We start from the raw sequence: 18757 nt of genomic DNA on the forward strand, positions 1-18757 counted from the left end.
CCTTGGGGCATCCCTTCCCATCGACAGAGACCCGCCATGAACGTGCTGATTGTCTACGCCCACCCCGAACCGACCTCGCTGAACGGTTCGCTCAAGGATTTTGCGATGCAGCGGCTCGCGGCCAACGGCCACGCGGTGCAGGTCTCGGACCTCTATGCGATGGGCTGGAAGCCGCAGCTCGACGCCGGCGACACGCTCGAGCGCCAGGCCGGTACGCCGTTCCATCCTTCGCTCGACTCGAAGCGCGCGTTCGAAGGCGGCTGGCAAAGCCCCGACATCGCCGCCGAGCAGGACAAGCTGCGCTGGGCCGACGCCGTGATCTTCCAGTTCCCGCTCTGGTGGTTCTCCATGCCGGCCATCATGAAAGGCTGGGTCGAGCGCGTGTACGCCTATGGCTTCGCCTACGGCGTGGGCGAGCACTCGGACGCGCGCTGGGGCGACCGCTACGGCGAAGGCTCGCTCAAGGGCAAGCGGGCGATGCTGGTGGTGACCACGGGCGGCTGGGACTCGCACTACAGCGCGCGCGGTATCAACGGCCCCATCGACGATCTGCTGTTCCCGATCCAGCACGGCGTGCTGTACTACCCCGGCTTCGACGTGCTGCCGCCCTTCGTCTCCTATCGCAGCGGGAAGATGGATGACGCGCGCTTCGCGTCGATCCGCGAGGCGCTGGGCGCACGGCTCGATACGCTGTTCGAGACGGCGCCGATCCCCTATCGCCCGCAGAACTCGGGGCAATACGAGATTCCGGCCCTGACGCTGCGCGACGATATCGCGCCTGACCGCAAAGGCTTCGCCGCGCATATGGAATAGGAGGGCGCTTGGGACCGGTGCCGGTACTATGCGTGGCTTGGCAGCGGCGATCATTGGATAGTCATCGCCATGAAGAATCAACGTAGTTAGATTTATCGCTTCATTATTCATCGCGACGATATTTATGACGCCCACCGTCCTCGAAACGCTGATGTATGACATCGGCCAGTTGTTCCTGTACCCCACGCTGGCCATGATCGGCCTGCTGTTTCTCTACGCGTTCTGGGCGCTGGGCCAGTTCGCCATGCAGGCGTGGCTGCGCCGGCGGCATGGGATCGAATCGGGGCGCGGCTATCTGCTGGTGGCCTGGGCGCACGCCAACGGGGTCAGCCACCCGGACGCGCTGGACGTGGCCGCGCACCGGCTACTGGAGCGCCTGCGCATTGCCACCCGCGTGGCGCCGATGCTCGGGCTGGTGGCCACCATGATCCCGATGGGGCCGGCGTTGAAAAGCCTGTCCGGCGGCAACCTCGCCAATGTGGGCGAGAACCTGACCATCGCGTTCTCGGCGGTGATCCTGGCGCTGATCGCGGCGAGCATCACCTTCTGGGTGGTCAATGTGCGCCGCCGCTGGCTGGCCGAGGAACTGGTCTGGCTCGGCCAGGCGCGCGAGGCGGCCCGATGAGATTCCTGGACGAAAGCGAGGCCGACGACCCGATCCTGTCGGTCGTCAACCTGATCGACGTCTTCCTGGTGGTGATTGCCGCCCTGCTGGTGGCCATCGCCCAGAATCCGATGAACCCGTTCACGCACGACGACGTAACGGTCATCACCAACCCGGGCAAGCCCAATATGGAAATCGTGTCGCGGCAGGGGGAGAAGATCGTGCGCTATCAGGCCAGCGGGCAGGTGGGCAGCGGCGACGGCATCAAGGCCGGCGTGGCCTACCGGCTGAAGGATGGGTCGATGGTGTACGTGCCGGAGTCACAACAGGCGTCCCAACAAGCCACGTCCGGAGCGAAGCCATGATGCGCGCGACGATCCTTGGCATGGCGCTCGCGATGCTGGCCGGCTGCGCGACGCAGCCGCCGTCGCCGGCGGCCATCGGCGCCACCTTCCCCAGCCGCCAGTACGTGTTGCTGGGCGAGGTCCACGACAACGGCGCGGCGCAGGCGGCGCGCCTCCAGGCGCTGACCCGCGCCGTGGAAGCCGGCTGGCGGCCGGCGGTGGCGATGGAGCAGTTCGACCGCGAGCGGCAGGCCGACATCGACCGCGCCCGCAAGGAACGGCCGGGCGATGCCGACTACCTGATCGCCCAGGCCGGCAGCGCGGCCGGCTGGCAGTGGCCGCTGTACCGGCCCGTGGTGGCGCTGGCGCTCCAATATGACCTGCCGCTGCTGGCCGCGAACCTCTCGCGCGCCGATGCCGCGAAGATCGTCCGCGGCGGGCTCGGCGCGGTCTTCCCGCCGGACCAGCAGGCCGCGCTGGGGCTGGACAAGCCGCTGCCGATGGAAGTCGTGGCCGCGCAGACCGCGACGCTCGATGCCGGCCATTGCGGCAACTTCCCCAAGGCGATGCTGCCCGGCATGCTCAACGCCCAGGCCGCCCGCGACGCCGTAATGGCCCGCACGCTCGCCCCCTACGCCAGCCGCGGCGCGGTACTGATCGCCGGCAACGGCCACGTACGGCGCGACCTCGGCGTGCCCCGCTGGCTCCACGGCGACGCCGCAAAGGTGCTCAGCGTGGGCTATCTGGAGGACGGCAGCCGCGCCGAAGGCTTCGACGAGGTGGTGCGCGTGGCCCCCGTCGAGCGGAAGGATCCGTGCAAGGAGGCTGTGGCGAAGCCGCGGTAGGCGTTTGATTCGTGGCTGATCTCATCGGCCACGGTCCGCCGTCGATGAGGGCTGGCACCGCAGGCGGCACAACCAAGGCGAGCTAAGGCTGATATCGGTGTAGGAATCGGACAACTTTGGGTTAACTTGGGGCTCAATACACTTGTCGGTAGCGGAAGTAGCCGTTGGTTACGCGCCGGGGCTCCATGAGCCCACCCATCCGGAATCCGCATCGGGAGTCGTGGACGTAGTCGTCCATCAAGGTGCGAACCGCCGGGGGCACGGCGAGCGAATGGGTGGCATGCTCGAGCATGTGGCGAGTCTCGGCGTCCACGGGCTCGGTTACGTCATCCTGCAACACGCGCAGGACGGCAGCGCCGATGGGGTTAAGGGTGCCGACGAGGTCAGTCTGCGACGACCCGGCATGCTGCAAGCGGCGGCGCAGGGCCGTAATGTGCTCGGCGAAATCATCGACGCCCTCCTGTAGTCTGGCCCGGTCCGCGCCCAGCTTCGCGTCCAGGTAGAAGCGCCGCGTCTTCAGCGGATCCTTGTACGCCATCAGTTCCCCGCGCCACTGCAGGTATTGCAGCGTGTGAGACTTGAGCACCCCGGTGACTCCAGCCTTGCCTGTTGCCGTGGTGTCGATGCCGCAGGTCTTGAAGAAGTCGTTCGCCGCGCTGACGAGCCGCGGTGAGCAGTGGTAGTCGACGGCGAGGTTGGGCGCTTGCCTGATTTCCGCCATGGTCATCAACGGCACCCCGGCGCTGAAGGCGGCGTGATGCATGTCGATCAATGGAATCTGGGACAGATGTGGCGATGCGCCCCATTCGGGCATTGCCTTGCCTTGCTCCCCGGGGCGATAGCCGCCACCGACGTCGGAATGCATGCCGGGATAGCCGACCTGCCGCGCACGCGCGGCGAGTTCGAGAGGGAAACTTGCACGCTGCTCGTGCAGCGCAACGAAGTGCACGCACTGATCTACCGCAGGGCTGATATCCATGTAGCCCTCGGCCCAGTCCAGATGGCCATTGAATCCCGGCACGATGTCTGGCACGCCGACCGACGCTACGGTGTCGAACAGGCCCATGAAGTAGATCCGGATCGGGACGCTGGCCAGCCGATAGGCGCCATCCTTCTGCTCCATCAACTGGAGCAGCCAGTTGGCGAATACCCGCGCTATGGCCGCGCCACGTGAGAAGCCGAACACTGCAACGTTGATCCGGGTGACCTGACGCTGGCTGCTTCTTATGATGGCTTCGAGTTTTTGCTCCCAGGCGGTTAGCACCATGCGGCGGTATGGTCCCTCGAGGCCCATATTCGCGAAGAGGGAACTTGCGTTGTTGACGACGGTTCTTGCCGTTTCGTCATCGAGAAGGAGCGCCTCGGTCAGGTAGTAGTGCACCGAATTCAGAATGCGCGTGATCGCCCAGTTAATGCGGTCCGCACCCATGTAGCCCCCCGCCATGCCCTTGTGTCCGCCGGGATCGCCGATTTTCTCGAACGGAGTGCCGAGTCCCGGTACGTAGTGGGAGAAGAATCCATCTTCGAACCTATCAATGCTCGCGTTATACAGGCGGGCAACATTGCTATGCTTACCGACGGATGTCTGAGTGCCGTTGAGGCCGGGCTCCTTCCAGTCCTTGTTGTTGCCGGTACCATCGAAGAATAGATTGACATACACCTGCCCGTTGCATTGAACAGGGCGGCATTCTTCTGGGCACGTGATTGCTCGGCAGCGCTGCAGCGATTCACGTACGGTGAGCTTGCGCATGCCGCTATTAGGCATTGGTGAGGGTGGCGAGATGCTGTAAGGCAAGTTTTTTCTCCATCCAGCGTGTTACAGGCGGGTTTCGTCCCCTCGTAGGGGATAGGCAGGGTGGCGGGGTCCGACCATCGTCACAAAGACCTTGACGTTCCCGTCGCGCAGAAAATGTACGGACAGCATTCCTCCGTCTTCGGGCCGATAGGACGGCACCATCACCTTACGTTGCTTCGGAGTGTCCTTAACGTTGTTGACCCATTCGACGTTCAGTGTCATGCCGGGCCGATAAATTCGCGAAATGCTGGCGCAACACGTGAACTTCCCGCCCCCCGAGTGCGGACCTAGGTACGCACCGCCATAGCCGTTCACCGAGAAGCTGTAGATGCCTTCGTCGGTATGGTTGTAGCCAACCACTTCCAGTGTCATAGGGTCTTCGCCACAGCCGGACAGTGCGACAGACCCTGCTGCCAGCATTACCACCAGAAATGTTCGAAACCTCGGGCGCCAACCGGCAGTGGCAGTGCTTGTCATTGAGATGGCGTTATGGTTCATGGCTTGCTCCTCGGTTGTCATCGATCGTGTCCCACAGCGGTCTTGCAATATCCAAGATGTCGTCCCCAAGGCCAGCCAGCCAGTCCTTGAAGGCTTCCTCGTGGGCGGGCGCAGGCATCGACAGGCGCTGCGCAACCCGAGGATGGTCGACATAACGTCCGGACGTATGGAGCGCCAGGGTCAGGAGTTGCAGACGGTCTGGCCTCGCGGTTAGTCCGTGCTGCCGCGCGACAAGCAGGTGCTCCTGGACGAACGGATAGAGCGTGCGATACGGTACGGACCGGAGTTCGTCCCGATTTACCTCGCGTAGATCCACGATCATCATGTCGGCCTCGCATGCGCTCATTAGCGCTGAAAGCTGGTTGTCATCGAGGCGGATAGGGGCTGGCGGCGGTTCCGTCGCGCCCGCTGCAGGCAAGGGTAGTTGTTGTGGCTCGCCGAAACGGTCGAAGTAGGTCCATGCCGAGACGTGCCGCGTGAAAAGGGCGCGCTGGTCAGCCCCCAGAATCTCCAGCCAGGCTGGAAGGATGCGGCCGTCGTACCAGCGCACGATCATTTCCCGGCCGTTGGGTATCTCGGTCAGATGGAACTGGCGAAGATGCTCGGCAAGCTCGTCAAATGGCACCGAGGCGATGAGGAGGCTGACGCAGGGCTTCAGTTTGCCCAGGTGCTCGGCTGCCGCGAGTAGGTTTTTGCGGAGTTCGTCATCTCGGTTCAAATCGATCAGGAGCGGCGCCATGTCTAGCAACGATTCTTCCGGATAGCCGGCAAAGAGGGACTGGTACGTGGCGCCCGAGCGGTCCAGTCTTCGGTGAAATCGCATCTGTTGGCTCGAGTCGATCAGTGCAAATCGATAGTCCATATCGGAATTCCCTATTTGAGAATGACGCCAGGCGTACCCCGGCGCATGGCGTCGAGCAGGCAGCTTCTGCATGTGGTACGGGGGAATTGAGGCAGCGGAACGGTCATCGACGCGCGTTCCTGGGTGCTCCAGTACGCCGACTTTTCGTAGATGTCGCCCAGCGTGACGTTCTCGATGCGCTCCCCGGTGATGCGGATGTAGGATCCTCCGGCACCGATCCAGACCTCTTTGTCTGCGGTAAGAACAAGCTTCCCGTCGGTACTGCTGATGGTGACGTCCTTAAGTGCCGCCAACTGCAATTCATCGCCCTGCGCCTGGATCTCGACCTTGCCGCGCGCCGCGAACAGTTTCATGCCGAGCTTCTGCGCGAACAGCAACACGGCGTCGCCGGCGGCGACGGTGAAGCGCTTCATCACGCCGATGTCCGCGCTGCCCCCGGCGGTGGCGATGAGATGGTTCGCCGCGCTGGTTTGCAGGTCCGCGCCAGACACCAGGGCGATACCGGCGGGGGCGCTGGCGAGCAGGCCGGCGGCGCGCAGTTGCTTGAGGCTGTCATTGAGCAAGGCCTGCTGGCGCTCGCAGTCGGCGGCGAGGGCCTGGGCGGTCTTGGCGGTCTCGGCCAGTGCCTGGCTTTGCTGGAGCGCTTGTTCGAGCAGGCGCTGGGCTGGGGCCATGTCGAGTTGCTGTCCTGTGGCCTTTGGCTGATCGTCGGCGGTGATGAACAGCCCCTTGCCGCCCCGGATCGCCCCCCAGCCGGAAGTCCTGAGTTCGAAGCCCTCACCCCGTCGCTTCCACTTCCCATCCACCATGTGGCCAAGCGTCAGCTGACTCTTCCCCGAATGCTCGGTGGACAGCTTGATGTGCTCCTGCCCCTCCCAATCCTCGAATTCGAGCTTGTTATCGCTCTGCGTACGGATGACGTTGCGGGACAGCCAGCGATCCTGATTAGTAATCAGATCCGTCTGACGACTGTTATGGTGAACGTGGGCGATATACGGCTTATTGGGATTACCGTCCCGAAATGCGATAGCCGCTTCGGTGCCGTCGATCAGCGGGAAGTGGAATCCCGTTTGCAGTGCCCCGGCGAATGGCTTGGCCAGCCGCAGCGGCACGCATTCCCCACCGCCCGGCCAGTCCTCGAAATCGAAGTCAAAGCGGACGGTGTAATAACCCTGCTGGGTCAGGTAGGCATATGGATATTGGCTCGGGGAGGTAATGCGCGCACTCAGCGTGCCCTGAATCTTCGGCCAGTTGGCCTCGTCCAGCGGTAGCCGGAAGCGCCGATCCGAAGGGATCGATTTGAAGGTATTGCGATACGCGGCGTCGCGTGCGCCGGTGTGGATGACCTCGGTGATGACCTGCCCATTCGGCGCATCCGCCAGCGCAAGATCCATCCGCAGAATCCGCGCCGGACGCAGTTCCAGCACGTTGCTTTCGCCCTCATACACCACCTGCGAAGCCACCGCCGCCTCATGCCGAAGCTGCGCCTCCCACTTGGCGCCTTCGAAATCCAGATGATGAGTGCCGAAGACATAAGGCTGGCCGTAGGTGGTCTTGTCCTTCCTCGCGACATTGGCTTCGCCCTTCAGCGGCTCCCATGCCAGATCGGGGTTGTAGTCCGCCACAAGAAACGATGCGGGGACGGTTTTCGCAATAGTACGAAGGGCGAAGACCGCTTCGATGCCCGCTTCCAGCCCCGCCGTCTCCCGGTACGGCACCCGCAGTTCAGGCTGGTAGAGGTAATGGTCGATGTCATCGCCAAACACCACCATCTCGCCGAACTTGCCGGGAAGGAAATAGGAATACAACCCCTCCTGCTCCATCAGCAGGCGGATGGTTTCCCAATCGGACATCTGATACTGGAAGCGGAACGCGTGCTGGGGATATTGGCGTCGAAGCCTGAAGGAAAACTGATGCCCGACCAGTTCATGCCGCCGCAGAATCGCCTCGATAATCTCTGGCGCGGTCTGGTGCTGGTAGATGCGGGTGGAGCGCGTCAGCCACAGGCGGGCGACCAGCGGTTCCACGACCATCTCATACGCATGGAAGTCCGGTGTTTGCGCCGTCTTGGAGAAGCGGGTGATGCAGCCGGCAAAGGTGCGCGGCTCGGATTCATCGCCGGGGTCGATCAGGAATGTGGCCGGCTTGCCGAGATAATCGGCGCGGTCCAGTTCAAGAGGGTGTGTCAGTTGGACGATGGCCTCGTAGGGCTCGCCTAGCCGCTCCACCGCCTCGAATGACACCACCGACAACCCTGCGGCGCTTGTCGCACCGGGGACTTTCAGGAAATACGACTGCCGCGCCATGATTCTCGCTCCGTTGCCCGCGCAGCCCGGAAAAGTTGCGTAGGGGCCATGCTAGAAGCGTCGAAGTGGGCACTACAATCGTACTAGTTCGAAAAATCGCTGTCGCGTCTACGCGTCGCCAGCCATCGGCAATCTCAACTCCGCTCGCACCCCCCTGCCCTGTACGCCTTCGCGCAGCACCACGGTGCCGCCGAAGCGTGCGGCCATTTCCCGCGAGATGGCGAGGCCCAGGCCGGATCCCGGTTCGGTGTTTTCCACCCGTCGATAGAAGCGCGCGAACACCTTCTCGCGCTCGGCTTCGGGGATGCCGGGGCCGTCGTCTTCCACCACCAGCAGTGCATCGCCGCCCACGCGCGCGGCGGAGAGCGTGATGCGGCTGCCGCGCCCCGAGTATTGGATCGCGTTGTGCACCAGGTTGGCCAGTGCCTCGCGCAGCAGCGCGGCGTCGGCGCGCACCGGCAGCGTCAGGTCCGTCGGCCGTTCCCAGCCGAAGTCCTGCTGCTTGCCGCGCGCCAGCGGCAGGTAGTCGAGTGCCACCTGTTCTGCCACGGTCACCGCGTCGATCTCGGCCACGAATTCGGCCGGCCCGCCGCCCTCGCGCACTGGCTGCCGAGCACGCGCCAGCGCCAGTAGCTGGTTCGTCAGCCGCGCGGCTTGCTCCAGTTGCGTGACGATGCCGCCCACCGCTTCGCCAGCCGCCTCGCGCCCGGCCTCGCTGTGGCGGGCCGCCAGCTGCCGCTGGGCGAACTCGGCCTGCGTCTTGAGGATGGCCAGCGGTGTGCGCAGCTGGTGCGCGGCATCGGCGATGAACTGGGCCTGCGACTGCGCCATGGTCTCGGAGCGCGAGACGTGCAGGTTCACCGCGTCCACCAGCGGACGCACTTCCACCGGCACGCGGTCGAATTCGAGCGGCGTCAGGTCCTGGGGCGAGCGCGCGCGCACATCGTCGCGCACGCGCTGCAGCGGACGCAGCACATAGGTCACGCCGCCCACCAGGATCAGGGCCGACAGCACAATCAGCGCCAGGTCGCGCAGCAGCGCGCTGCGCCAGACATTGGCGATCAGCGCCGAGCGGGGTTCGGCGGTCTCGGCCACCTGGATGATCACGCGGATGCGCGCGTCGGGCCGGTAGACCGGCCGGGCCATCGCCGCAATGCGCACCGGCTCGCCGCGATAGGTGGCGTCGTAGAAGCGGGTCTGATTGTTGACGAGGGTGCCCGCCGGCAGCGGCAGGTCGTCATAGCCGGTCACGGTCTCCACGCGCCCTGCCCGCTCCATCGACACCCGGTAGAACACGTGGGTCTGCGCGGCGGTCTCGAACATCTCCATCGCGGCATCCGGCAGCGTCAGCTGCACGCTCTCGCCGGCCATGCCGATGGCGTTGTCGATGGTGCGCACGGAGCCGTAGAGCGAGCGGTCGTAGGCGGTGTTGGCGGCGTGGCGCAGCGTGCCGTAGGTGAACCAGCTGTCCACCGCCATCATCAGCGCCAGCGCCGGCACGAGCAGGATCAGTAGCTGGCGGCGCAGGCTGCCGCGCAGCCAGGGCCGCGCCGGCGTTGGCGTGCGCGGGCGGCGGCGCCTCATGTCAGGCCTCGGCCTCGGGTTCCAGCAGGTAGCCGAAGCCGCGCAGCGTGACGATGGTCACGCCATGGCCGGTCAGCTTCTTGCGCAGGCGGTAGACCAGCACCTCGATGGCGTCCGGACTCACGTCGGCATCGAGCGAGAAGACTTTGTCGAGCAGTTGCGCCTTGGTCAGCGGCTGGCCGCTGCGGGCCAGCAGCGCGCCGAGCAGCGTGGATTCGCGTGGCGTGAGCGCCAGCGGGGCGCCGCCGAGGGTGAAGCTGCGCGTCTCGCCATCGAATACCAGCGTGCCGCATTGCAGGCGGGGATGAGCGCGGCCACGGCTGCGGCGGATCAGGGCGAGGATGCGCGCCTCGAGTTCGGCGATGGCGAAGGGCTTGGGCAGGTAGTCGTCGGCGCCGAGGTTCAGGCCGCGCACACGTTCGTCGAGGGTGTCCTGGGCGGTCAGGATCAGCACCGGCGTGCGGTCGTCGCGGCCACGCATGGCCTTGAGCACGGCCAGGCCGTCCTTGCCGGGCAGGCGCAGGTCGAGCACCACGGCGTCGTATTCCTCGGCCATCAGCCGGGCTTCGGCCTGCAGGCCGTCCGCCACGTGCTCGATGACGAAGCCGCCCTGCTCCAGCGCGCGGGCCACCCAGCGGGCCAGTTCCACCTCATCTTCTACCAGCAGGATACGCATGCCGGACCTCCTCTGCCGGATCGGGAATCGAGGGCGCGGGCGCGTCCCGAGGGCGCCTATAATACCTCCGCCCTGCCCGCCGGTGTCGGCGGCCTGTCCCTCATCGCCCTCCGTTCCGCCTTGCCGAATCGCGTCCTGACATCGCCCCTGCCGACGCCGTCCTCCGCGCCCGCATCGCCGGTGCGCCGGCACCTGCTGCGCGCGGGTGCCGCGATGGCCGCCCTGCCCGCACTGGCCCAGGCCGCGCCGCGCGTGCCGGACGGCTATCCGCCCGAGTACGCCGGCATCATCGAACGGGCCCAGCGTGAGGGCGCCGTGGCGGTCTACGCGTCGACGGATCTCGCGGTGGTCCAGCCGCTGATCGCCGCCTTCGAAGCGCGCTACCCCGGCGTGCGCGTGCGCTACGCGGACCTGAACACGGTGGAGCTGAACGATCGATTCCTGGCCGAGAGCGCCGCGCTGGGCGCCACGCGCGCGCCGCGCGACGCGGCGTTCGCCGATGTGCTGTGGAGCACGGCGATGGACCTCCAGATCAAGCTTGTCAACGACGGTTATGCCCAGCGCTACAACTCGCCCGAGCGCGCCGGCCTGCCGAGCTGGGCGGTGTGGCGTGACGAGGCCTGGGGCACGACCTTCGAGCCGGCCGTGATCGTCTACAACCGCAAGTATTTCGATGGCGCGCATGTGCCCGGCAGCCGCAGCGGGCTGGCGCGGCTGCTGCAGGAGCGCGGGCCGCAGTGGCGCGGGCGCATCGTGACCTATGACGTGGAGCGTTCGGGGGTGGGCTACCTGCTTGCGCAGCAGGACGCGCGCATGGGCAGCGAGTTCTGGTATCTGGCGCAGGCGCTGGGTCGCGCGGGCGTGAAGCTGTCGGCCTCGACGGCGGACATGATCGAAGGCATCGCCAGCGGCGAGCTGGTGCTCGGCTACAACCTGCTGGGGTCGTACGCGCTGTCGCTGATGGAGCGCGGCGCCAGCATCGGCGTGATCGCGCCGCGCGACTACACGCTGGTGATGTCGCGCGTGGCGTTTATCGCCCGGCAGGCGCCCCGGCCCAATGCGGCGCGGCTGTGGCTGGACTTCGTGCTCTCGCGCGAGGGGCAGGCGCAGCTCGGCAAGTCGACTTCCCAGCTCTATACGATTCGCACCGATACTGACAGCGCCTACACGGCCCAGACGCTGGCGGAGCGGCTCGGCTATGCGCTCAAGCCGATCAGCGTGGGCCCCGGCCTGCTGGCCGCGCAGGACGCCCTGCGCAAGCGGGCGTTCCTGGCGCGCTGGCGCGAGGCGCTGCGGGGATAGGGCTGGGGAGGCTTATTCGGCCAGGGCCTGTGGCGTGGACGACCCGCAGAACGTGGCCATTTCGGCGTCGATCGGCCCCATCGGGCGCGGCACGTAGCCTTTCCGGAGCGCGGTGGAGAAACGCAGCATGTCGATCATGGCGTCGGCCAGCCGCTCGGCTTCGTGATTAAGTTCGAAATCCTCGGGCGAGAACAGCCAGTGCGCCAGCACGCCGCCAATGGCCGCGTGGAAGGCGTTGACGGCCAGCGGGATGTCGAGATCCTCCGGTAGCTGGCCGCATTCCACGGCCATGCGCAGGTGCTCGTGCATCTTGACCAGCCCTTCCTTGTGCGACTGGCGCTGGCGTTCGAAGATCGCGCCGTTGTCCTGCACCATCTCGCACTTGTGGAAGATGATCTCGAAGACGCGGCGCCACTGCGGGTTCACCACGGTCTGCTTGAATACGAAGGCGCAGATGTCGCGGATGCTGTTCAGCGGATCCTCGCGCAGCGCACGCCGCTCGGGGGCGATCAGCGCCTCCACCGGCAGGTTCACGCGGTCGCACATGGCCGCGAAGACATCGCTCTTGTTCTTGAAGTGCCAGTAGATGGCGCCGCGCGTGACGCCGGCCGCTTCGGCAATATCTGCAAGTGACGGGCGCGCCACGCCACGGGCGTGGAACACCGCCTCGGCGGCATCCAGGATCCGGTTGCGGGTTTCCTGCGCTTCTTCCTTGGTACGTCTGACCATTTCCTCTTTCCTGCCAGCGGACGCTTATCCGCCCAGGTCTCCGTTGTGCCACACGATTGTGACGACAACCTCTCATTTGTTCATGGCGACACCGCCATCGGCGGGGCGCATCCTAACCTGCCCGCAATATTCGTGCTCACTGTTGACGCAAATCGTCAAGATTGCGTCAAAAAGGCTGCGCTTCAAAGTGTTGTAAAAGGCGCTGTTTGCGTGCCGGACTTAACATACATGCTTGAATGTATATATACTACGCGCTTGCTCGATCGTCGGCCAGCCCAAGATCCAGTGACGCCCTGCACGCAAAGTGACGTCACGGCCGACGCGCCGGGCACCAACCTGCCAGTTTTAACGCACCAACGCCGCTAGCCATGCGCCCGCTCAAGGGGGCCGGCTTGCGGTGCGCATTACGCTTTTCCGCACTCGCCACGCAGTGGCGCGCCCGTCCGGCCGTCACATGCGGCCAGTGCGGCAGATCTCAAACATCATCATGGGGTTATCGATGAGGAAGTCCCAACGTATCCATTGCGTTGCCGCCGCCGTGGCGGTCCTGGCGTTGTCCGCCTGCGGCCAGAAGGCCCCGCAGGGCGGCGCCATGCCGCCGGCCGAAGTGGGTGTGGTTACCGTCACACCGTCCGCTGTTGCCGTCATCAATGAATTGCCGGGCCGCCTGGAAGGCGTGCGGACCGCCGAAGTGCGCGCCCGCGTGGAAGGCATCGTGCTGTCCCGCAACTACACCGAAGGCGGCGAAGTGAAGGCTGGCCAGGTGCTGTTCCGCATCGATCCGGCCCCGTACCAGGCCCAGCTGGCGTCCGCCAGGGCGCAGCTGGAGCGGGCCGAGGCCAACGCCGTCTCCGCGCGTCAGAAGGCCGAGCGCTACAAGCCGCTGGTGGCCGCCAACGCGGTCAGCAAGCAGGAGTTCGATGACGCCGTGGCCGCTGCCGGCCAGGCCAATGCCGACATCGCCGCCGCCAAGGCTGCCGTGACCACGGCCCAGATCAACCTGGGCTACACCACGGTCACCGCGCCGATCTCCGGCCGCGTGGGCCGCGCGCTGGTCACCGAAGGCGCGCTGGTCGGCAAGGGCGAAGCCACCAAGCTGACGGTGGTCGAGCAGGTCGATCCGATCTGGGTGACGTTCACGCAACCTGCCGCCGAAGTGGCACGCCTGCGCCGGGCCATCGAGAATGGTCAGGTCAAGGGTGTGAATGGCGGTGCCCGTGTGCACCTGTTCCCCGAGGCGGGCGACCGCGAGTACAGCCAGACCGGGAAGCTGCTGTTCACGGACATGACCGTGGACCCGACCACCGGCTCGATCACGCTGCGCGCGGAGTTCCCGAACGCCAAGCGCGAACTGCTCTCGGGCACCTTCGTGCGCGTGAAGATCGAGCAGGGCGTGGACGAGAACGCCCTGACCGTGCCGCAGCGCGCGCTGATCCGCACGGCGCAGGGCGCCAGCGTGATGGTGGTGGGCGCCGACGGCAAGGTGGCCGTGGTGCCGGTCAAGGCACCGCAGGCGATCGACGACCGCTGGATCATCACCGAAGGCCTGAAGGGCGGCGAGAAGGTGATCGTGGAAGGGCTGCAGAAGGTGCAGCCGGGCGCGCCCGCCAAGGCCGTGCCGTTCCAGGCGCCGAAGACCGCGTCGACCCCGGCCACCCAAGGCTGACCCGCGCCATCGCACCATAAGTAATAGATAGGGAGCCAGATTCATGGCCAAGTTTTTTATCGACCGGCCGGTGTTCGCGTGGGTGCTCGCGCTGATCATCGCGCTCGGCGGGGTGCTGGCGATCCTGCAGCTACCGATCGCCCAGTACCCCAACATCGCCCCCCCGATCATTTCGGTGACCACGACTTACCCCGGTGCGTCCGCCAAGACCATCGAGGACTCGGTGGTGTCCGTGATCGAGCAGGAACTCAACGGCGCGCCGAACCTGCTGTACTACGAGTCGCAAAGCGAGGCGTCCGGGCTGGCGTCGATCAACATCGCGTTCGCGCCGGGCTCGAACGTCGACCTGAACTCCGTGGAGGTGCAGAACCGCCTCAAGCGCGTGGAAGCGCGCTTGCCGGCGGAGGTGCGCCAGCAGGGCGTGAAGGTGGACAAGGCCGGCAACAACTACATGATGTTCATCACGGTCTCGTCCAAGTCCGGCAATACGGATGCGATCGCACTCGGTAACTTCGTCTCCGCGCAGGTGGTGGACTCCATCCGCCGCGTGCCCGGCGTGGGCTCGGCCGACCTGTTCGGTACCGAGTACGCCATGCGCGTCTGGCTGGATCCGGCCAAGCTGACCGGCTACAACCTGACGCCGCTGGACGTGACCGCGGCGGTTTCCGAGCAGAACATCCAGGTCGCCGTGGGCGAACTGGGCGGCACGCCGTCGCCCCGGGGCACGGAGCTGAACGCCACGGTGAGCACGGAAAGCCGGCTGACCACGCCCGAGCAGTTCGCCAACATCCTGCTGCGCACGAACCCGGATGGGTCGTCGGTGCGCATCAAGGACGTAGGCCGTGTGGAACTGGGCGGCGCGGACTACTCCACGCTGGCCCGCATCAACGGCAAGCCGGCGTCGGCCATCGCCATCAAGCTCGCGCCCACGGGTAACGCGCTGGCCACGGCCACCGCCGTGCGCGCGAAGATGGAAGAGCTGCAACGCTACTTCCCGCCGGACTACGAGTTCAGCGTGCCGTACGACACCTCCGCCTTCGTGAAGATCTCGATCGAGGAAGTGGTCAAGACGCTGCTCGAAGCCGTGGTGCTGGTGTTCCTGGTGATGTACCTGTTCCTCCAGAACTTCCGCGCCACGCTGATCCCGACGCTGGTGGTGCCAGTGGCGCTGCTCGGCACGTTCGGGGCGATGCTGGCCTTCGGCTTCTCCATCAACGTGCTGACGATGTTCGGCATGGTGCTGGCCATCGGTATCCTGGTGGACGATGCCATCGTGGTCGTCGAGAACGTCGAGCGGATCATGAGCGAGGAGGGGCTCTCGCCCCGCCAGGCCACCCGCAAGGCCATGGGCCAGATCACGGGCGCCATCGTCGGCATCACGCTGGTGCTGACCGCCGTGTTCATCCCGATGGCGTTCTTCTCGGGCTCGGTCGGCAACATCTACCGCCAGTTCTCGCTGTCGCTGATCGCCTCGATGGCGTTCTCGGCCGTGCTGGCGCTGACGCTGACCCCGGCGCTGTGCGCCACGCTGCTCAAGCCGGTCGAGGCCGGCCATCACGAAGAGAAGAAGGGCTTCTTCGGCTGGTTCAACCGCACGTTCGCCACGGCGTCCACCGGCTACCAGGGCATGGTCGCGCGCATCCTGAAGCGCTCGGGCCGCTACCTGATCATCTACGCGCTGATCATCGCCGGCGTGGTGCTGCTGTTCCAGCGCCTGCCGTCGTCGTTCCTGCCCGATGAGGACCAGGGCTACATGATCACGGTCGTGCAGCTCCCGCAGGGCGCCACGCAGGAGCGCACCATCGGCGTGCTCAAGCAGATCGAGGACTACTACCTGCAGAAGGAGTCGAAGGTCGTCGACCAGATGATCACGGTGGCGGGCTTCTCGTTCTTCGGCCGTGGCCAGAACGGCGGTATCGCCTTCGTGCGGCTCAAGGACTGGAAGGAGCGCCCCGGCGCGGACCAGACCGCCCAGGCGCTGGTGGGCCGGGCATTCGGCGCGCTGTCGTTCATCAAGGATGCGATCATCTTCCCGCTGAACCCGCCTGCGATCTCGGAACTCGGCAATTCGTCGGGCTTCGACTTCCGCCTGCAGGACCGCACGGGGCAGGGCCACGCCAAGCTGATGGAAGCGCGTAACCAGATGCTCGGCATGGCGGCGCAGAATCCGGTGCTCCAGGGCGTGCGCCCGGAGGGCCAGGAAGACGCGCCGCAGCTGCGCATCGACATCGACCGCGAAAAGGCGCGGGCGCTGGGCGTGACGGTGGCGGATATCAACGCCACGCTGACCATCGCCTTCGGTTCCTCGTACGTGAATGACTTCATCTACGAAGGCCGCGTGCGCCGCGTGATCGTGCAGGCTGAGGGCGCGGACCGGCAACTGCCGGACGACCTGACCAAGCTGCGCGTGCGCAATGCCAATGGCGACATGGTGGCGTTTGCCGCGTTCGCCACGTCGCAGTGGATCATGGGCTCGCCGCGCCTGGAGCGCTACAACGGCATGCCGGCCGTGAAGCTGGCTGGCCAGGCTGCGCCGGGCAAGTCCACGGGCGAGGCCATGCGCGTGATGGAGGAAAACTTCGCCAAGCTGCCGCCGGGCTTCGGCTTCGAGTGGTCGGGCCAGTCGTATGAAGAGCGCCTGGCCGGTTCGCAGGAGCCGATTCTCTACACGCTGTCGCTGGTGATCGTGTTCCTGTGCCTGGCCGCGCTGTATGAGAGCTGGTCGATCCCGGTGGCGGTGCTGCTGGTGGTGCCGCTGGGCGTGCTCGGCGCGCTGCTCGGCGTGACGCTGCGCGGCATGCCCAACGACGTGTACTTCAAGGTGGGCCTGATCGCGACGATCGGCCTCTCGGCGAAGAACGCCATTCTGATCGTGGAGTTCGCCAAGGACCTGCAGGCCCAGGGCAAGGGGCTGGTCGAGGCGACGCTCGAGGCGGTGCACCTGCGCTTCCGGCCGATCCTGATGACGTCGTTCGCATTTATCCTGGGCGTGCTGCCGCTGGCGATTGCCACCGGCGCGGGCTCGGGCAGCCAGCGCGCCATCGGGACGGGCGTGATGGGCGGGATGATCACGGCCACGGTGCTGGCGATTTTCCTGGTGCCGGTATTCTTCGTGGTGGTGCGCGGCCGCTTCAAGGGCAGCGCGAGCCAGCACGAGCGGGAACGCGCGCGCCTGGAAGAAGCCCAGGAGAAAAACTGACATGACCAAGACACTGACCACACTGCTGCTGGTGGCCGGCGTGCTGACGGGCTGCACGCTGGCGCCGCACTATGACCGTCCGGCCGCGCCGGTCGCGGCTGGCTTTCCGGCGGCGCCGGAGGGCTACGCATCGGCCGAGGTGAAGAGCGGCGAGACCCGCCGCGCCACGGACATCGGCTGGCGCGACTTCTTCACCGATCCGCGCCTGCAGGGGCTGATCGCCACGGCGCTGGAGAACAACCGCGACCTGCGCACGGCGGCCTTGCGTATCGAGGAAGCGCGCGCGCAGTATCGGATCCAGCGCGCGGACCTGCTGCCGACCCTGAACGGCAACGCGAGCTTCCAGCGCGGCCGGTTCTCCGGGGCAACCTCGGGCGTCGATCAATCGTTCACGGGCAACATCTACCAGGTGGGCCTGTCGGTGACCCAGTGGGAGCTGGACTTCTTCGGGCGCGTCCGCAGCCTGTCGAACGCCGCGCTGGCCCAGTACCTGAGCACCGAGGAGGCCCATCGCGCCGCCTACATCTCGCTGGTGTCCGAAGTCGCCAAGGCCTATCTCGCCGAGCGCGCGGCGGCCGAGCAGTACGACCTGGCCCGCAACACGCTGGAAGCGCGCCAGAGCACGTTCGAGCTGGCGAAGCGGCGTTTCGATGCGGGGGCCACCTCGGCCCTGGATCTGCGCGACAACGAGTCGCTCGTGGCGCAGGCCCGCGTGGCCGCCGCGCAGCTGGCGCGCCAGCGTGCGCAGGCGCAGAACGCGCTGGAAGTGCTGGTGGGCAAGCCGATCGGCGAGATTGCCAACCTGCCGGCACCGATGCAGCTGTCCGACGAGCACATCATCAGCGACATCCCGGAAGGCTTGCCGTCCGATCTGCTGACGCAGCGTCCGGACATCCGCCAGGCCGAGCAGGCCCTGCTGTCGGCTAACGCCAACATCGGCGCGGCGCGGGCGGCGTTCTTCCCGCGCATCACGATGACCGCGAGCGCCGGCAACATCAGCACCTCGTTCACCAACCTGTTCGACTCCGGCGCCAACATCTGGTCGTTCTCGCCGCAGCTGGTGCTGCCGATCTTCGACTACGGCCGCAATCTGTCGAACCTCGACCTGGCGAACGTGCGCAAGAACATCCAGGTGGCCAACTACGAGAAGACCATCCAGGTGGCCTTCAGCGAAGTGGCCGACGCCCTCGTGGCGCGCGGCACGCTTGAAGAGCAGGTGGCCGGCCAGCAGCAGCAGCGCGACGCGGAATCGGCGCGCTACGAGCTGTCCCGGCTGCGCTTCCGCAGCGGCGTGGCGAGCTATCTGGACGAACTCGACGCGCAGCGCCAGCTGTTCTCCGCCGAGCAGGCGCTGATCCAGGCGCGGCAGTTGCGTCTGGTCAACTCGATCGACCTGTACCGCGCGCTGGGCGGCGGGCTGACCGAGACGGGTGCAGTGGCGCAGGCCACCACGCCGCCGACGGGCACCTCGGCACAGTAAGGACTGCGGCAACGCAGATGCAAAAAGGGCGAAGCGCGAGCTTCGCCCTTTTTG

15 protein-coding genes are annotated in these 18757 nt (G+C 66.1%); 8 read left to right on the forward strand and 7 right to left on the reverse strand.

All coding sequences use genetic code 11. The features are described 5' to 3' along the window. Positions 1 to 36: 36 nt before the first annotated feature. The 4 genes from BM115_RS04360 to BM115_RS04375 all read left to right on the forward strand — a co-directional run bounded on the left by BM115_RS04360 (position 37) and on the right by BM115_RS04375 (position 2606). The gene (locus BM115_RS04360) at positions 37 to 813 is read left to right on the forward strand and encodes an NAD(P)H-dependent oxidoreductase (RefSeq protein WP_092291038.1); all 777 of its coding nucleotides are present in this window, start codon (positions 37 to 39) and stop codon (positions 811 to 813) included. Positions 814 to 937: 124 nt separating this feature from the next. After that, positions 938 to 1438, forward strand: a complete 501-nt coding sequence (locus tag BM115_RS04365; RefSeq protein WP_255370693.1) for a MotA/TolQ/ExbB proton channel family protein — start codon at positions 938 to 940, stop codon at positions 1436 to 1438. Beyond that, on the forward strand, positions 1435 to 1782 hold the full coding sequence (locus BM115_RS04370) for a DUF2149 domain-containing protein (protein WP_092291040.1): 348 nt from the start codon (positions 1435 to 1437) through the stop codon (positions 1780 to 1782). The genes BM115_RS04365 and BM115_RS04370 overlap by 4 nt, the downstream gene beginning before the upstream one ends. Then, entirely contained in the window at positions 1779 to 2606 is an 828-nt protein-coding gene (locus BM115_RS04375; RefSeq protein WP_255370694.1) for a ChaN family lipoprotein, read from the forward strand. The genes BM115_RS04370 and BM115_RS04375 overlap by 4 nt, the downstream gene beginning before the upstream one ends. 133 nt (positions 2607 to 2739) lie before the next feature. Here BM115_RS04375 and BM115_RS04380 read toward each other — a convergent pair whose 3' ends face one another. From BM115_RS04380 to BM115_RS04405, 6 genes are all read right to left on the reverse strand, one after another. Beyond that, a complete protein-coding gene (locus tag BM115_RS04380; protein WP_177219849.1) occupies positions 2740 to 4356 on the reverse strand; it encodes a T6SS phospholipase effector Tle1-like catalytic domain-containing protein in 1617 nt (538 codons plus the stop codon). Between the two features lie 66 nt (positions 4357 to 4422). Next, entirely contained in the window at positions 4423 to 4899 is a 477-nt protein-coding gene (locus BM115_RS04385) for a DUF3304 domain-containing protein (RefSeq protein WP_255370695.1), read from the reverse strand. Further along, on the reverse strand, positions 4889 to 5761 hold the full coding sequence (locus BM115_RS04390; protein ID WP_177219850.1) for a DUF4123 domain-containing protein: 873 nt from the start codon (positions 5759 to 5761) through the stop codon (positions 4889 to 4891). Before BM115_RS04390 ends, BM115_RS04385 begins: the two co-directional genes overlap by 11 nt. A gap of 11 nt (positions 5762 to 5772) precedes the next feature. Continuing rightward, on the reverse strand, positions 5773 to 8067 hold the full coding sequence (locus BM115_RS04395) for a type VI secretion system Vgr family protein (RefSeq protein ID WP_092291048.1): 2295 nt from the start codon (positions 8065 to 8067) through the stop codon (positions 5773 to 5775). Positions 8068 to 8175: 108 nt separating this feature from the next. Next, complete coding sequence (locus BM115_RS04400) at positions 8176 to 9651, reverse strand: sensor histidine kinase (protein ID WP_092291050.1); 1476 nt, start codon at positions 9649 to 9651, stop codon at positions 8176 to 8178. Position 9652: 1 nt separating this feature from the next. Further along, positions 9653 to 10327, reverse strand: a complete 675-nt coding sequence (locus BM115_RS04405; RefSeq protein WP_092291052.1) for a response regulator — start codon at positions 10325 to 10327, stop codon at positions 9653 to 9655. A 213-nt stretch (positions 10328 to 10540) separates the two neighbouring features. On the opposite strand from BM115_RS04405, the gene BM115_RS04410 reads away from it, so the two are divergent. Beyond that, on the forward strand, positions 10541 to 11629 hold the full coding sequence (locus BM115_RS04410) for an ABC transporter substrate-binding protein (protein ID WP_092292071.1): 1089 nt from the start codon (positions 10541 to 10543) through the stop codon (positions 11627 to 11629). Positions 11630 to 11641: 12 nt separating this feature from the next. On the opposite strand, the gene BM115_RS04415 is transcribed toward BM115_RS04410, so the two are convergent. Then, positions 11642 to 12358 (reverse strand): TetR family transcriptional regulator, encoded by a 717-nt coding sequence (locus BM115_RS04415; protein ID WP_092291054.1) that lies wholly within the window; start codon positions 12356 to 12358, stop codon positions 11642 to 11644. Between the two features lie 499 nt (positions 12359 to 12857). Between BM115_RS04415 and BM115_RS04420 the strand changes: the two genes are divergently transcribed. Genes BM115_RS04420 through BM115_RS04430 form a run of 3 tightly spaced genes read left to right on the forward strand, consistent with a single transcriptional unit; the run spans position 12858 to position 18703 of the window. Further along, positions 12858 to 14024: an efflux RND transporter periplasmic adaptor subunit gene (locus tag BM115_RS04420; RefSeq protein WP_092291056.1), complete on the forward strand. Its 1167-nt coding sequence runs from the start codon at positions 12858 to 12860 to the stop codon at positions 14022 to 14024. Between the two features lie 43 nt (positions 14025 to 14067). Then, the gene (locus BM115_RS04425) at positions 14068 to 17223 is read left to right on the forward strand and encodes an efflux RND transporter permease subunit (RefSeq protein ID WP_092291058.1); all 3156 of its coding nucleotides are present in this window, start codon (positions 14068 to 14070) and stop codon (positions 17221 to 17223) included. Between the two features lies 1 nt (position 17224). Beyond that, the gene (locus BM115_RS04430; protein WP_092291060.1) at positions 17225 to 18703 is read left to right on the forward strand and encodes an efflux transporter outer membrane subunit; all 1479 of its coding nucleotides are present in this window, start codon (positions 17225 to 17227) and stop codon (positions 18701 to 18703) included. Positions 18704 to 18757 lie beyond the last annotated feature (54 nt).

This window comes from Cupriavidus sp. OV096 (assembly GCF_900115455.1).
Taxonomy (GTDB): Bacteria; Pseudomonadota; Gammaproteobacteria; order Burkholderiales; family Burkholderiaceae; genus Cupriavidus.